17 protein-coding genes are annotated in these 12,823 nt (G+C 65.0%); 9 read left to right on the top strand and 8 right to left on the bottom strand.

Going from position 1 to position 12,823, the window contains the following annotated elements; translation table 11 throughout:
* Positions 1 to 193: 193 nt before the first annotated feature.
* Entirely contained in the window at positions 194 to 1,108 is a 915-nt protein-coding gene (locus tag HMPREF2581_RS13550; protein WP_003087749.1) for a LysR family transcriptional regulator, read from the bottom strand.
* 150 nt (positions 1,109 to 1,258) lie between these two features.
* Between HMPREF2581_RS13550 and HMPREF2581_RS13555 the strand changes: the two genes are divergently transcribed.
* Together HMPREF2581_RS13555 and HMPREF2581_RS13560 are read left to right on the top strand one after the other, a co-directional pair.
* Positions 1,259 to 2,230 carry an aldo/keto reductase gene (locus tag HMPREF2581_RS13555; protein ID WP_003140026.1) on the top strand — a complete coding sequence of 324 codons (972 nt, stop codon included), beginning with the start codon at positions 1,259 to 1,261 and terminating at the stop codon, positions 2,228 to 2,230.
* 22 nt (positions 2,231 to 2,252) lie between these two features.
* Entirely contained in the window at positions 2,253 to 3,251 is a 999-nt protein-coding gene (locus HMPREF2581_RS13560) for an SMP-30/gluconolactonase/LRE family protein (protein WP_003140024.1), read from the top strand.
* An 8-nt stretch (positions 3,252 to 3,259) separates the two neighbouring features.
* Here the strand turns inward: HMPREF2581_RS13560 and HMPREF2581_RS13565 are convergent, their stop codons facing one another.
* Positions 3,260 to 3,631 (bottom strand): glutaredoxin family protein, encoded by a 372-nt coding sequence (locus tag HMPREF2581_RS13565; protein WP_003087752.1) that lies wholly within the window; start codon positions 3,629 to 3,631, stop codon positions 3,260 to 3,262.
* A 243-nt stretch (positions 3,632 to 3,874) separates the two neighbouring features.
* On the opposite strand from HMPREF2581_RS13565, the gene HMPREF2581_RS13570 reads away from it, so the two are divergent.
* Positions 3,875 to 4,597, top strand: a complete 723-nt coding sequence (locus tag HMPREF2581_RS13570) for an amidotransferase (RefSeq protein ID WP_003087753.1) — start codon at positions 3,875 to 3,877, stop codon at positions 4,595 to 4,597.
* A gap of 57 nt (positions 4,598 to 4,654) precedes the next feature.
* On the opposite strand, the gene HMPREF2581_RS13575 is transcribed toward HMPREF2581_RS13570, so the two are convergent.
* From HMPREF2581_RS13575 to HMPREF2581_RS13585, 3 genes are all read right to left on the bottom strand, one after another.
* The gene (locus tag HMPREF2581_RS13575; RefSeq protein ID WP_003087754.1) at positions 4,655 to 4,894 is read right to left on the bottom strand and encodes a hypothetical protein; all 240 of its coding nucleotides are present in this window, start codon (positions 4,892 to 4,894) and stop codon (positions 4,655 to 4,657) included.
* A gap of 27 nt (positions 4,895 to 4,921) precedes the next feature.
* Positions 4,922 to 5,140: a hypothetical protein gene (locus tag HMPREF2581_RS13580; protein WP_003098091.1), complete on the bottom strand. Its 219-nt coding sequence runs from the start codon at positions 5,138 to 5,140 to the stop codon at positions 4,922 to 4,924.
* Between the two features lie 154 nt (positions 5,141 to 5,294).
* Positions 5,295 to 5,783, bottom strand: a complete 489-nt coding sequence (locus HMPREF2581_RS13585; RefSeq protein WP_003087756.1) for a hypothetical protein — start codon at positions 5,781 to 5,783, stop codon at positions 5,295 to 5,297.
* A gap of 220 nt (positions 5,784 to 6,003) precedes the next feature.
* Here HMPREF2581_RS13585 and HMPREF2581_RS13590 point away from each other — a divergent pair, with 220 nt between their 5' ends.
* The gene (locus tag HMPREF2581_RS13590; protein WP_003087757.1) at positions 6,004 to 6,510 is read left to right on the top strand and encodes a macro domain-containing protein; all 507 of its coding nucleotides are present in this window, start codon (positions 6,004 to 6,006) and stop codon (positions 6,508 to 6,510) included.
* 71 nt (positions 6,511 to 6,581) lie between these two features.
* On the opposite strand, the gene HMPREF2581_RS13595 is transcribed toward HMPREF2581_RS13590, so the two are convergent.
* Together HMPREF2581_RS13595 and HMPREF2581_RS13600 are read right to left on the bottom strand one after the other, a co-directional pair.
* On the bottom strand, positions 6,582 to 6,770 hold the full coding sequence (locus HMPREF2581_RS13595) for a hypothetical protein (RefSeq protein WP_003087758.1): 189 nt from the start codon (positions 6,768 to 6,770) through the stop codon (positions 6,582 to 6,584).
* A 149-nt stretch (positions 6,771 to 6,919) separates the two neighbouring features.
* Positions 6,920 to 7,609, bottom strand: a complete 690-nt coding sequence (locus tag HMPREF2581_RS13600) for a crotonase/enoyl-CoA hydratase family protein (RefSeq protein ID WP_003087759.1) — start codon at positions 7,607 to 7,609, stop codon at positions 6,920 to 6,922.
* A gap of 384 nt (positions 7,610 to 7,993) precedes the next feature.
* On the opposite strand from HMPREF2581_RS13600, the gene HMPREF2581_RS33330 reads away from it, so the two are divergent.
* A complete protein-coding gene (locus HMPREF2581_RS33330) occupies positions 7,994 to 8,278 on the top strand; it encodes a GNAT family N-acetyltransferase (RefSeq protein WP_003087762.1) in 285 nt (94 codons plus the stop codon).
* 57 nt (positions 8,279 to 8,335) lie between these two features.
* Here the strand turns inward: HMPREF2581_RS33330 and HMPREF2581_RS13610 are convergent, their stop codons facing one another.
* Entirely contained in the window at positions 8,336 to 9,412 is a 1,077-nt protein-coding gene (locus tag HMPREF2581_RS13610) for a 3-deoxy-7-phosphoheptulonate synthase (protein ID WP_003087765.1), read from the bottom strand.
* 317 nt (positions 9,413 to 9,729) lie between these two features.
* Here HMPREF2581_RS13610 and HMPREF2581_RS13620 point away from each other — a divergent pair, with 317 nt between their 5' ends.
* The 4 genes from HMPREF2581_RS13620 to cysB all read left to right on the top strand — a co-directional run bounded on the left by HMPREF2581_RS13620 (position 9,730) and on the right by cysB (position 12,820).
* Positions 9,730 to 10,107 (top strand): thioredoxin family protein, encoded by a 378-nt coding sequence (locus HMPREF2581_RS13620; protein ID WP_003140021.1) that lies wholly within the window; start codon positions 9,730 to 9,732, stop codon positions 10,105 to 10,107.
* Positions 10,107 to 11,054, top strand: coding sequence for a putative 2-dehydropantoate 2-reductase (locus tag HMPREF2581_RS13625; protein ID WP_003140019.1), 948 nt, complete (start codon positions 10,107 to 10,109; stop codon positions 11,052 to 11,054). The genes HMPREF2581_RS13620 and HMPREF2581_RS13625 overlap by 1 nt, the downstream gene beginning before the upstream one ends.
* A 162-nt stretch (positions 11,055 to 11,216) precedes the next feature.
* Entirely contained in the window at positions 11,217 to 11,714 is a 498-nt protein-coding gene (locus HMPREF2581_RS13630; protein WP_003087770.1) for a universal stress protein, read from the top strand.
* A gap of 131 nt (positions 11,715 to 11,845) precedes the next feature.
* Complete coding sequence (gene cysB, locus HMPREF2581_RS13635; RefSeq protein WP_003087775.1) at positions 11,846 to 12,820, top strand: HTH-type transcriptional regulator CysB; 975 nt, start codon at positions 11,846 to 11,848, stop codon at positions 12,818 to 12,820.
* Positions 12,821 to 12,823 lie beyond the last annotated feature (3 nt).

Here is a 12,823-nt window from a genome sequence, read left to right on the forward strand (position 1 = left end):
TACGCCGCGCGTCGGTACAGGCCCTTGCCTCCAGCCGCCATTGGTAGGGCGAATAGCGCCACAGGCGCTATCCGCCGATATGCCGAGATTCGGCGGATAACCGCGATGCGGTTATGCGCCCTACGCCGTGCGTCGGTACGGGCCAGCCTCCATGCTTGCCTCCAGGCTGCCACGGGCGCTTCCGCCGATGTGCCTACGCGGGACCTGGGTGTTCCTCGCCGGGGTAGCGCAGCAGGTCGATCACGGCGCTCAACGCCGCCGGGTGGTTGCGGCGGTTTGGATAATAGAGATGGAAACCGGGAAAGGGGGCGCACCAATCCGCCAGGACCCGTTCCAGGCGGCCGGCGGCGAGGTGCTCGGCGACTTCCTCCTCGATGGCGAAGGCAATCCCGACATCGGCCAGCGCCGCCTGTAGCATCAGGCGCGGGTCGTCGAGGACCAGCGGTCCGCTCACGGCCACCGAAAGCGCTTTCGTGCCCTTGCTGAATTGCCATTTGTACAGCTCTCCGGAAGACACCTTGCGCCAGCCGATGCAACGGTGGCCGAGCAATTCCTCCGGGCTACCCGGCCTGCCTTGCCGTCGGAAGTAAGCCGGGGTCGCGACGATGGCCAAGCGCAGGTCCGGGCCGACCCGCACGGCGCGCATGCCGTGCTGGAGGTCTTCGCCGAGGCGGATGCCGGCGTCGAAACCGGCTTCGACGATATTGGCGAAACCCTCGTCCGCCACCACTTCCAGGGTGATGCCGGGATAGTCGCGGGCCAGTTCGCCGAAACGTGGCGCGAGGACGAGACCGATGGCGTTTCGCGGTGCGTTGATTCGTACCAGGCCGTGAGGCGTTTCGCGAAAGCGGTTAAGGCTGTCCAGCGCGGCGGCGATGTCTTCGAACGCCGGGTCCAGGTGTGCCAGCAGGTGCTCGCCGGCCTCGGTCGGCGAGACGTTGCGAGTGGTGCGGTTGAGCAGGCGGATGCCGAGCTGGGTTTCCAGTTCGCGCAGGGTGTGGCTGAGCGTCGGCGGGGTTACGCCGAGGGTGGCGGCGGCGCGGCGGAAACTGCGTTCGCGAGCGATGGCGACGAAGGCGGCGAGACCGGCGAGATCGGGCTTTTTCATTGGATTATTAAGATAACTCGATCAATGAAAGAGATTTTTCCAGGATAGTTAGCTATTCGGCAGCAATATAGCATCGTCGGGAAACCTGGCTCATGAACAGGCTGGACCGGGGAAACCGCTCTTTTCAGAGCCTTCCGACGAGGTCGTACGATGCAGCATGTCCGTCTTGGCAATAGCGGCCTGAAAGTCTCCCGGCTCTGCCTGGGGTGCATGACCTATGGCGATCCGGCGTGGCGTCCGTGGGTGCTGGACGAGGAACGGGCGCGTCCGTTCATTCGCGAGGCGCTGGAAGCCGGGATCGACTTCTTCGACAGTGCCGATATCTATTCCACCGGCGAGAGCGAGCGGATCCTCGGGCGCGCGCTCAGGGACTTCGCGCAGCGCGAGGACCTGGTAATCGCCACCAAGGCGTTCTTTCCCATGAGCGACAGGCCCAACGCCTGCGGCTTGTCGCGTAAGCACCTGCTTGCCAGCGTGGATGCCTCGCTGCGGCGGTTGGGTACGGACTACCTGGATCTCTTCGTGATCCATCGCTTCGATCCGGACACCCCGATCGCGGAAACCTGCGAAACCCTCGACAGCCTGGTGCGTGTCGGCAAGGTCCGTTACCTCGGCGCCTCGTCGATGCCGGCCTGGCGCTTCATGAAGATGCTCGCCTTCCAGCGCCACCACGGCCTGGCGCAATTCATCTCGATGCAGAGCCAGTACAACCTGATCGTTCGCGAGGACGAGGAGGACCTCATGCCGCTGTGCCGGGAAGAGGGGATCGCGTTGACGCCCTGGTCGCCGCTGGCGCGTGGGCTGCTGGCCGGAGCGCGAAGCGCCGGCACGCTGCGGACCCGGACGGACGAACAGGCCCCGCGCTGGTACGGCGGCAGGGAGGAAGTCGAGTCGACCCTCGGCGCGTTGGAGAAACTCGCCGCAGCCCGCGGGCTTCCACCGGCGCAACTCGCCCTGGCCTGGCTGCTTGGCCGGAACGGTGTCGCCGCGCCGATCGTCGGCCTGTCCAGGCCGCATCACCTCGAGGATGCCCTCGCGGCGCTGACGCTGGACCTCGCCGAAGAGGAGTGCGCCACGCTGGAGGCGCCGCTCACGGTGCGCGCCCGGACCCCGCGCTGGTAGGGCGCACATCGACGGAGAAAGCATGATGAGACGACAGGCTTCCGTGTTGCTGCTGGTATCCATGGTATCGGCGACCGTCTTGCCGGTTTTCGCCCGTGCGCCGGGCGAGCGCGAACCGTCCTGCGCCGCGACGAGCATCGTTCTGCCAGCGGGGGCCCGGTATCCCAACGGCATCGCCCATGCCGCCGATGGAACGCTGTACGTCGGCCTGGTCACCAGCGGGCGCATCCTGCGCAAGCCTCCCGGGGGCGAGTGGGAAACCTTCTTCGCCGGCAGCCCGGCGATCTTCGCTGCCACCGCGCTGCGGCTGGACGAGTCGCGTGGCCTGCTCTGGGGCAATTCGCCGGACTTCCTACCCGCTGGCCGGCGCCGGCCGCATGGGGTGTTCGCCCTGGATCTCGCGACCGGTGCCGTGCGCCGATATCTGACCCTGCCCGGCGACGGGATGGGTAACGATCTCGCGGTGGCGCCGGACGGAACGGTCTACCTGAGCGAAACCCGGGATGGCAGCCTGATGCGGCTGCGGCCCGGGGAACCGGCGTTCCAGGTGTTGCTGCGCGACAGCCGCCTGGCCGGCCCCGGCGGGCTGGGCGCGGCGGGCATCGTCCGGGTGGACGACGACACCCTGCTGGTCGGCAACTTCGGTAGCGGGGCGATCCATGTCGTCGAAGGGGTCGCCACGCGTCCGCGGCTGCGCGAGATGGAGCTGCCCCGAACGCTGGAGAATCCGGACGGCATGGCGCTGGCTCCGGACGGCTCGCTGATCGTGCTGGAGAACGCCATCCGCAGCGGCGCCGGCAAGGTGCTGCGGATCGCCGAGCCGCTCGCCGCCGGGCGGCGCGGCATCGAAGTGATACGCGAGGGCCTGGAGTCGCCGGTCAACCTGACCGTCACCGGACAGGGCTGCGCCTATGTCAGCGAGTCACGCATTCGCCACCGCCTGTTGCCGGGGCGCGAGGGCGAGGTGCCGGCGCATTTCCTGATCCATCGGCTGCCCCTGGATGCGGCCGGGGGCCGTTGATCGGCCGCTCAGGCGTTGGCGAAACGGCCTTCCAGATAGGCGATGATCTCGCTGGATTCGTACATCCAGCGCACCTGGCCGTTTTCCTCGATGCGCAGGCACGGCACCTTGACCTTGCCGCCGCCTTCCAGCAAAGCCTGGCGGGCCTGCGGATCGTTCATGGCGTCCTTGAGTTGCATCGGCAGGTTCAGCCGGTGCATGGCGCGGCGTGTCTTCACGCAGAACGGACAGGCGCGGAACTGGTAGAGCGACAGGTTCCGCAGCGCCCGCTCGACCTCGGCCTGGGCCTCGGCGCTGCGCTGCAGCTTGCGGGGGCGGCTGACGAAGTCGGCGAGGATAATCGCCTGACCCAGTCCGTTACGTACTGCCTTGAGCAACATGGCGTGTGCCTCGCGGAAAATCGCCAGTTTACGTGGCGGTTCCGGGCATGGGGAGTCCTTCCGTCTCCTGTGCAGATTTCTTTACGGCTGGGCGTCTCGGGAATCTTTCTGCCGGCTGCTTGTTTTTTGGCGAATCGTCCGGATATTCCTTTCGAGGCCAGGGCGACGGTTCCCTTGCCCGCGCTCCTGTGTTAATTAAATCAAACGAAAACGACAATAACCCCACTTCTTCAGAGAGTCTTTATGTCGCTCCGCATCTGTATCCTGGAAACCGATATCCTTCGTCCCGAGCTGATCGAGCGCTACGAAGGCTACGGCCGGATGTTCCAGCAACTGTTCGCCAAGCAACCGATCGCCGCCGAATTCGTCATCTACAACGTGGTGGAGGGGCGCTATCCGGCGGACGACGAGCGCTTCGACGCCTACCTGGTGACCGGCAGCAAGGCCGACTCCTTCGGTCCCGACCCGTGGATCCAGACCCTGAAGACCTTCCTCCTGGACCGCTACGAGCGCGGCGACAAGCTCCTCGGCGTGTGTTTCGGCCACCAGTTGCTGGCCCTGCTGCTCGGTGGCAAGGCCGAGCGCGCCAGCCAGGGCTGGGGCATGGGCATCCACCAGTACCAGTTGAACGAACGGGCCGACTGGATGAGCCCGGCGCTGCCGGACCTGACCCTGTTGATCAGCCACCAGGACCAGGTCACCCGGCTGCCGGAAAACGCGCGGGTGATCGCTTCCAGCGACTTCTGTCCCTATGCCGCCTACGCCATCGGCGACCAGGTGCTGTGCTTCCAGGGGCATCCCGAGTTCGTCCACGACTATTCCCGCGAACTGCTCGAACTGCGCCAGCAGCACCTGGGCGAGGAACTCTATCGCAAGGGGGTCGATAGCCTGGCGAGGGATCACCAGGGCACCGTCGTCGCCGAATGGATGATGCGTTTCGTCGCGCGCCAGCCGACCGGCGCCTGAGCCGGCCCCGCGCCATGCGAGCGCCGCCAGCCTCCCGGGGTTGGCGGCGTTTTCGTTTCAGGCCGGGCAGTCGAGGATGAAGCGCTCCGGGATCCAGCGCTGCGGGCGTGCCGGCGGGGTGCCGCTCTGCAGCTTCAGCGCCAGGTTGGCCGCCAGCGCGCGGACCATCGCCTGGTTGCATTCGATGGTGCGCGCCAGTGCGCCTGCCGAGCCTTGGGCGAGGCCGAGTAGCGAGTAGCCATTGGTCAATATCGCCAGGGCGGCGACGATCCAGAATTTCCGTGTTTGCCTTCTCATGCTGTTTCCCGGGAAAGAAGCCGGCGTTCAACCGGCGCGTCGACTGTTCAACCCCGAGAGCAGGCCTGGCAGGGCCTGGCCGATCTGGTTGGAGAAGGTCGTGGCGGTGTCGTTGTCCGGTGTGGCGTTCCTGGCGCTTTCGGCGCCGGCGACGAGGCTCAGCACGACCAGCATGAGGATGGCGTACAGACCCAGGGTGGCCAGGGCGGTGTTGCGGGCGTAATGGCGTGGGCTGCGACGTTTCATGGCGGCTTCCGTGATCGATACCTCGGATGGGCATAGGATCGCGGAGAAGAATTCGATTGGATAACGAATTGTCGCGCTATTAACTATCGACAGAAATGATGCTTTGGCCGAACGACCGGTACGGGTTGCGGGGCCCGGGTTCGGGCCCGATGGATCAGGACGAAGTCGGCGCGAGCAGGCGATCGACCACCTGCCGGGCTCGCTCGAAGGAGGGGTAGCCGCTGCGCGCGACCGGCAGCTCGGCGTAGGCCTGGCGATAGGTCTCGGCCTTGGGAATATCGGCGCGCGGCAACAGGAAGGGCTCGGCGTAGATCTTGTAGAGCATCGCGTTGGCCAGCGGGTAGCGTCGCTCGGCGGAACGTTCGAGGAGGCGGGTGATGCGCTCGCAATCGCTGGCCTGGCCGTCGCGGCGAGCGATCAGCACGGCCTGGTAGAAGTCCGCCTCGCCGCTGCGGTCGTCGCGCGCCGCGCGCTCCAGCAGGGCCTGGGCCAGCGGCAGGCGATCGCGGTCGTTGGCGACGATGATCAGTTTCGCCTGCAGCATGTCGTTCTCGTACAGCAGTTTTTCCCTGTCGCTGTCCTGGCGGCAGGTGGCGCAGCTTGCCAACAGCGGGATCAGGCAAAGTGCAATCCATTTCGGCATGGCGGTTGTTTCCTTGTCATGGATGAGACGGCACGAGGCTGGAATCCAATGGAGAGGCGAGGCGCCTCCAAGGTTCCCTCGCATGCAGTCTAGTCGGCCCGTAGCGGATGGGACCGGCCGTTCTTGATACGCATCAACTGGCGCCGGCGGGCAAGGCGTACGGTGAAAGATGCAGGGCGGCGCACGAAGCGCCTGTCCCGAAGCCAAGAAGGAAACGCTCATGATTCGTGAAGTTGAAGGTGACATTCTGCTTTCCGGGGCCCAGGTGATCGCCCACGGCATCGCGCCCCAGGACCATTTCGACAGCGGCCTGGCCCTCGCCTTGCGCGAACGCTGGCCGTCGATGGTTCGCGACTACCGGCATGCCGCCCATGCCAGGGCGCCCGAGCCGGGCGGCATCTGGGTCTGGGCCGGGGTCGACGAGCAGGGCAAGACCCAGTGCATCGTCAACCTGATCACCCAGGGCATGCTGCACAGCGGTCGTAGCGCCAAGCCGGGCAAGGCGAGCCTGGAGGATGTCGGCCATGCCCTGCGCGAGCTGGCCCGCTATGTGCGCAGCGAAGGGGTGAGCAGCCTGGCTCTGCCCTGCGTGGCGACGGGAGTGGGCGGGCTGGACTGGTCCGAGGTCAAGCCGCTGGTGGTTCGCCACCTGGGCGACCTGGAGATCCCGGTGATTCTCTACGAGGTCTATCGCAAGGGCGTGGCGGCCGAGGAAAAGCTGGCCTGAACGAAAAGCCCGGCGTGAGCCGGGCTTTTCAGGGTTGCGGGGAAAAGAAAAACGTTCCTGGCAGGCGGCGTTCAACCCTGCGCATCGGTGTCGCTCGCGGTTGGCGCCGTGGCCTGTTGCTGCTGGGCCTGCTCGATGGCGTGCTGGTTCAGTTGGACCATGCGGTTTTCCATCAGGCTGGATTCGTCGGCGAAGCTGGCTTGCACTGCGAGGGTGGTAGCCATGCCGAGGAGAATGGCGGCGAAGACATTGCGTTTCATGATGACCTCCGGTTTTCCTTGGGAATGTCATCAGGATAATTCGTAATAATTTTTTAAAAATAGCAGTTCTGGAGAGTTACCTTTGCGTAATAAGTAATTATTGGGCGCAAAAAAGCCCGGTATCAACCGGGCTTTCGCTGGAGCGGGCCTTAGCCCAGGTGCTTCTTGTCCAGCTCGATCGCCTGGTCGAGGGTTTCCAGCAGTGCCTTGCGCACCTTGAGCTTGGTATTGCGGTGCGCGGTCATGTTGAGTTTCTTCAACTGCTGGGCCGCTGCACGCGCGCTTTCCTGCAACTGGTCGGCGCTGACCAGGGTGTCGAGGAAGCCGGCATCCACCGCAGCGGCCGGACTGAACATCTCGGCATTGATGACCGAGCGGGTGAACGCCGACTTGCGCAGGCGATCGCGGGCCAGTTCGATGCCGACATGGTGCATGGTCATGCCGATGGCGACTTCGTTCAGGCCGATCTGGAACGGCCCGTCGACGCCGATCCGGTAGTCGGCCGAGAGCAGCAGGAAGGCGCCCTTGGCTACCGCGTGCCCGGGGCAGGCGACGATCACCGGGTAGGGATGGGAGAGCAGGCGGCGAGCCAGGGTCGAGCCGGCAGCGACCAGGTTGACGGCATTCTCCGGGCCGGAGGTCATGACCTTCAGGTCGTAGCCACCGGAGAGGATGCCCGGCTGGCCGGTGACGATGACCACGGCCTTGTCCTGCAAGGCCTGGTCGAGAGCCTGGTTGAAGGCGTCGATCACCGCCGGGGAGATGGCGTTCACCTTGCCGTTGTTGAGGGTCAGGGTGGCGATGCCGTCTTCGAACTGGTAGCTGATCAACTCGCTCATGGCAGGATTCCTTTTGGTGGAGTGGCGCAGACCTTACTGATGGCCGCCGTCGGCGTAAAGCGCTTTGGCTGACCCGCGGGTCATGCGCGATTGCGCTTGCGCGGCCTCCCGGCCAGGGCTCTAGCGACGCCTGCGCGTTCCTGCCAGAAGAAACGGTTGAGTCTGACCGGGGAAGACAGCAATATGGGCCCTATCGTTAGTCCGGCCTTGCATGCGGTGCAGGCCAGCCGTTTCGAGGATGTCCGCCAGGCGCGATCCGCCACCGGGACGAGAACGGACGAAGGTCTCCGGCGGTCCGCTGGAGGCCGGTACGCGGGGGCGTCCTCGCGAGGAACCTATCAATCAGGCGCGGGTCGGGTTACGAACCCGTTGAGGAGATCCAAAGTGAGCGAGTCCCTGTCCATCCATCATGACGTGGGCGGCCATCAATTCGAGACAACGGTGGATGGCCATCGTGCCTATCTGGCCTATATGGACCTGGGCAAGCAGACGCTGGATATCTACCGGACCTTCGTACCGGATTCGCTGCGTGGTCGCGGTATCGCCGCCGCGTTGACCGAGCACGCCCTGCAGTACGCCGACCGCATGGGCTACAGCGTGATCCCGTCCTGCTCCTACGTGGAGCGTTACATCGAGCGTCGCCAGCGTCAGGCCGATCCGGCCGCCTGAGCAGGCGCGCAATGAAAAACGCCGGGCATCAGCCCGGCGTTTTCGTTTCCGCCTCGCTCAGCCGCGCTGGCGTTTCGGCAGCACGTCCTTGAGCTTGGCGTGCATGCTGCGGATGCTCTTCTCGGTGGTCGCCCAGTCGATGCAGGCGTCGGTGATGGAGACGCCGTACTGAAGTTGGTCGAGATCCTTCGGAATCGGCTGGCTGCCCCAGCCCAGGTGGCTTTCCACCATCAGGCCGACGATCGAGTTGTTGCCTTCGACGATCTGGTTGCTGACGTTGTCCATCACCAGCGGTTGCAGGGCCGGGTCCTTGTTGGAGTTGGCGTGGCTGCAGTCGACCATGATGTTCAGCGGGATTTTCGCCTTGTTCAGGTCCTGCTCGCAGAGCGCGACGCTGACCGAATCGTAGTTCGGCTTGCCGTTGCCGCCGCGCAACACCACGTGACCGTAGCGGTTGCCCTTGGTGGTGACGATGGATACGCCGCCCTGCTGGTTGATGCCGAGGAAGCGATGCGGGCTGGAGACCGACTGCAGGGCATTGATCGCCACGGTCAGGCTGCCATCGGTGCCGTTCTTGAAGCCGACCGCGGAAGACAGGCCGGAGGCCATCTCGCGGTGGGTCTGCGATTCGGTGGTACGGGCGCCGATCGCCGACCAGCTGATCAGGTCCTGCAGGTACTGCGGGGAAATCGGGTCGAGCGCTTCGGTGGCGGTGGGCAAGCCTTTCTCGGCGAGGTCGCGGAGCAGTTGGCGACCGATGTGCAGGCCATCCTGGATCTTGAACGAGTCGTCCAGGTACGGATCGTTGATCAGGCCTTTCCAGCCCACCGTGGTACGCGGCTTCTCGAAGTACACGCGCATCACCAGGAACAGCGTATCCGCCACTTCGGCCGCGAGCGCCTTGAGGCGGTCGGCGTATTCGTGGGCGGCCTTGATGTCGTGGATGGAGCAGGGGCCGATCACCACGAACAGACGGTGGTCCTTGCCATCCAGGATGTCGCGCACCACCTGGCGACCATGGGCCACGGTCTGCAGGGCCTTGTCGGTCAGGGGAATTTCACGCTTGAGCTGCTCCGGCGTGATCAGGGTCTCGTTGGAGGCAACGTTAAGGTCGTCGATCTGTAAATCAGCCATCGTGGTACTCAATCAGGTCACGGGCGCCGGCCGCCGGGAGGCCCCCTGCGAAAGGGCGCAGGCATGAAGTTCGCAAACGGGGAGACGAACCTTAACGTGTCGGGCCGGGCCTAGACAATGGGCGGGACGCGGTTCGCCGGTGTTTTCCCCGCTCTGCGCACGTTTTCTTCGTTGCTCCGGGCCAAGGCTGCCAGCGGAGTTGCAGGCGAGGCCGCCGCGGACGATATTGTGCAGGTGCTGCGGAGGGGCGCGCCTTGCGCGTATCCGCTGGCCGAGGAGGGCGCCAGCGCTATCGCAGGAGCCGAAGCATACGGATGATGGTCGGGCCCCATTTCTTCCTTTCTATCGAGGTCAGCAGCGTGCCGTCCCTGGAACTCACCGATCTGGACGCCGACCGGCAGTTGCTTGCCCTGGAAGGGGTTTCGCTGTTGGTATTCACCAGCGAAGGCTGCGCGTCGTGCCGCTGGGCCCGGCGCCATCTCCCCGCGATGGACCTGCCCATCGAGCGCCTGTGCTGGGTGGACGCCGGCCGCAATGGCGGCCTGGTGGAACGCTACGGCGTCTTTCACCTGCCGGCCCTGTTCATGGTCCGCGACGGCCGCCTCCATGGCGCACTGAACGTTCCGCTGCACCAGGAAGCCTTGCGGGGTGCGGTGCTGGCGGGGTCGACCGCTTTACCTGAGGAGTTGCCCTGATGGATTCAAAGCAGCAACGGATCGGCGTCATCGGTACGGGAGCCATCGGCGGCTTCTATGGATTGATGCTGGCGCATGCCGGTCACGACGTGCATTTTCTCCTGCGCAGCGAGTTCGAGGCGGTCAATCGCGCCGGACTCAGCCTGAATAGTGCGGTGCATGGCTTCCGGCGCCTGGCGCCGGTCCAGGCCTACCATTCGGCGCAGGACATGCCGCCCTGCGACTGGTTGCTGGTGGGCGCCAAGACCACCGGCAATCACGAACTGGCACCCCTGATCCGCGCAGCGGCGGCGCCGGGTGCCAAGGTTCTGCTGCTGCAGAACGGTCTGGGCGTGGAGGAGCGGCTGCGGCCGTTGCTGCCGGAAAGCCTGCATCTGCTGGGCGGCCTCTGCTTCATCTGTGTGCATCGCGGCGAACCGGGCGTGATCGAGCACCAGGCCTACGGCGGAGTGAATCTCGGCTATCATTCCGGACCGGCCGACGAGCGACGCCGGCGCGAGATCGTCGAGGAGGGTGCCGCGCTGTTCCGCGAGTCCGGGCTGGAGTCCACGGCGATGCCCGACCTGGAGCAGGCGCGCTGGCAGAAGCTGGTCTGGAACATCCCCTACAACGGGCTGTCGGTATTGCTGAAGAGCAGCACCGCGCCGCTGATGGCCAACGCGGACAGTCGGTCGCTGATCGAGGCGATCATGGAGGAAGTCATCGGTGCTGCCGGCGCCTGCGGCTTCATCCTGCCTGAGGGCTATGCGGACCAACTGTTGGCGGCGACCGAGCGGATGCCCGACTATCGGCCGAGCATGTACCACGACTTCGCCCATGGGCGGCCACTGGAGCTGGCGGCGATCTATGCCGCGCCCCTGGCCCGCGCTGCTGCTGCGGGCTACCGGATGCCCAGGGTCGAGGCGCTGCACCAGGCGTTGCGCTTCCTCGAAGCGCAACCGCGCTGAAGGGCCGAGCGCGGCGACCAGCCGGCGCCGCGCTCGCAGGGAGAAAAGGGATTTACCCCAACGGGCCGGAAAAAGCCCGAAACAGCAGGGAACGCTAGGAGAATGGATGCTTGCTGCTAATCTGCTAATGAGGCCCGCCGCGCAGGCTGTCGAGGAGGCCGCATGATTCGTTCGATTCTCTATGCCACCGATCTGGGGCTCTATGCTCCCTATGTCCTGCAACACGCCCTGTCGCTGACCCGCGCCTACAACGCCGAGCTCTATGTCGTCCATGTGGTGGAGCCCCTCGGGCTGTTCGCCGAGTCGGTCCTGCAGACCTACCTTGACACCGAGCGTCTCCAGGACCTGCGGGCGCAAGGGCTGGACAACGTCATGGAAAGCATCGAGAAGCGGGTCCTGGAAGGGTTTCGCGATGAACTCGGCGAGTTGCCCCAGGATGCGGCGCTGGTCAAGAGCGTGCGGGTGGTGCAGGGCGACCCGCCGCAGATGATCCTCGATGAGGCGGAAAAGCTGGCCGTGGACCTGATCGTCGCCGGCAGCCATAGCCACGGCACCCAGCTCGACACGCCGCTGGGCCGGACTGCCGCGCGTCTGGTGCAACTGGCGGAGGTACCGGTGTACCTGGTGCCGATGTTGCAGCACCGTAGTCGCGACCTGTAGGCCAGCGGTCGGCTGGTGAAAAAGCGTGCAAAATCAAAAAAAACGTCTAATTTTATTCCTCAAACCATTAATATGGTTATATACCTTCGGTTCTTGATCGCCGGTCGCGACAACCTTTTCGAGGAATCTCCATGAAGCTTCAGCAATTGCGCTATATCTGGGAGGTTGCGCACCACGACCTCAACGTCTCCGCCACGGCGCAGAGCCTCTATACTTCGCAGCCGGGCATCAGCAAGCAGATCCGCCTGCTGGAGGACGAACTGGGCGTCGAGGTGTTCGCTCGCAGCGGCAAGCACCTGACCCGGGTGACGCCGGCGGGGGAGCGGATCATCCATACCGCCGGCGAGATCCTGCGCAAGGTCGAGAGCATCAAGCAGATCGCCCAGGAATTCTCCAACGAGAAGAAGGGCACGCTGTCCATCGCCACTACCCACACCCAGGCGCGCTATGCGCTGCCCAACGTGATCAGCGGCTTCATCAAGCAGTACCCGGACGTCTCCCTGCACATGCACCAGGGCACGCCGATGCAGATCGCCGAAATGGCGGCCGACGGCACCGTCGACTTCGCCATCGCCACCGAGGCGCTGGAGTTGTTCGGCGACCTGATCATGATGCCCTGCTACCGCTGGAATCGCTGCGTCATCGTGCCCCACGGGCATCCGCTGACCAAGCTGCCGAAACTGACCCTGGAAGCCCTGGCCGAGCAGCCGATCGTCACCTACGTGTTCGGCTTCACTGGCCGTTCCAAGCTCGACGAAGCCTTCAGCCAGCGCGGCCTGGTGCCCAAGGTGGTATTCACCGCGGCCGATGCCGACGTGATCAAGACCTACGTGCGGTTGGGCCTGGGGGTCGGCATCGTGGCGCACATGGCGGTCGATCCGAAGCTCGACAACGACCTGGTGATCCTCGACGCCAGCCACCTGTTCGAGTCCAGCGTGACCAAGATCGGCTTCCGCCGCGGCACCTTCCTGCGCGGCTTCATGTGCGACTTCATCGAGAAATTCGCTCCGCACCTGACCCGCGAGCTGCTGGCCAAGGCCGTGCAATGCCACAACAAGGCCGAGCTGGACGAGTTGTTCGACGGCATCGAACTGCCGGTCTATTGATCG

This window comes from Pseudomonas sp. HMSC057H01 (genome assembly GCF_001836405.1).
Classification (GTDB): Bacteria; Pseudomonadota; Gammaproteobacteria; order Pseudomonadales; family Pseudomonadaceae; genus Pseudomonas; species Pseudomonas aeruginosa.

Bases quoted from the DNA above. Each gene is read 5' to 3' on its own strand.
- HMPREF2581_RS13590 (WP_003087757.1), top strand. From the start codon at position 6,004: ATGATTCGTGAAGTTGAAGGTGACATTCTGCTTTCCGGGGCCCAGGTG.
- HMPREF2581_RS13555 (WP_003140026.1), top strand. From the start codon at position 1,259: ATGCAGCATGTCCGTCTTGGCAATAGCGGCCTGAAAGTCTCCCGGCTC.
- HMPREF2581_RS13600 (WP_003087759.1), bottom strand. From the start codon at position 7,609: ATGAGCGAGTTGATCAGCTACCAGTTCGAAGACGGCATCGCCACCCTG.
- HMPREF2581_RS13625 (WP_003140019.1), top strand. From the start codon at position 10,107: ATGGATTCAAAGCAGCAACGGATCGGCGTCATCGGTACGGGAGCCATC.
- HMPREF2581_RS13595 (WP_003087758.1), bottom strand. From the start codon at position 6,770: ATGAAACGCAATGTCTTCGCCGCCATTCTCCTCGGCATGGCTACCACC.
- HMPREF2581_RS13630 (WP_003087770.1), top strand. From the start codon at position 11,217: ATGATTCGTTCGATTCTCTATGCCACCGATCTGGGGCTCTATGCTCCC.
- HMPREF2581_RS13575 (WP_003087754.1), bottom strand. From the start codon at position 4,894: ATGAGAAGGCAAACACGGAAATTCTGGATCGTCGCCGCCCTGGCGATA.
- HMPREF2581_RS13610 (WP_003087765.1), bottom strand. From the start codon at position 9,412: ATGGCTGATTTACAGATCGACGACCTTAACGTTGCCTCCAACGAGACC.
- HMPREF2581_RS13620 (WP_003140021.1), top strand. From the start codon at position 9,730: ATGGTCGGGCCCCATTTCTTCCTTTCTATCGAGGTCAGCAGCGTGCCG.
- HMPREF2581_RS13550 (WP_003087749.1), bottom strand. From the start codon at position 1,108: ATGAAAAAGCCCGATCTCGCCGGTCTCGCCGCCTTCGTCGCCATCGCT.
- HMPREF2581_RS13580 (WP_003098091.1), bottom strand. From the start codon at position 5,140: ATGAAACGTCGCAGCCCACGCCATTACGCCCGCAACACCGCCCTGGCC.
- HMPREF2581_RS13585 (WP_003087756.1), bottom strand. From the start codon at position 5,783: ATGCCGAAATGGATTGCACTTTGCCTGATCCCGCTGTTGGCAAGCTGC.
- cysB (WP_003087775.1), top strand. From the start codon at position 11,846: ATGAAGCTTCAGCAATTGCGCTATATCTGGGAGGTTGCGCACCACGAC.
- HMPREF2581_RS13570 (WP_003087753.1), top strand. From the start codon at position 3,875: ATGTCGCTCCGCATCTGTATCCTGGAAACCGATATCCTTCGTCCCGAG.
- HMPREF2581_RS13565 (WP_003087752.1), bottom strand. From the start codon at position 3,631: ATGTTGCTCAAGGCAGTACGTAACGGACTGGGTCAGGCGATTATCCTC.
- HMPREF2581_RS13560 (WP_003140024.1), top strand. From the start codon at position 2,253: ATGATGAGACGACAGGCTTCCGTGTTGCTGCTGGTATCCATGGTATCG.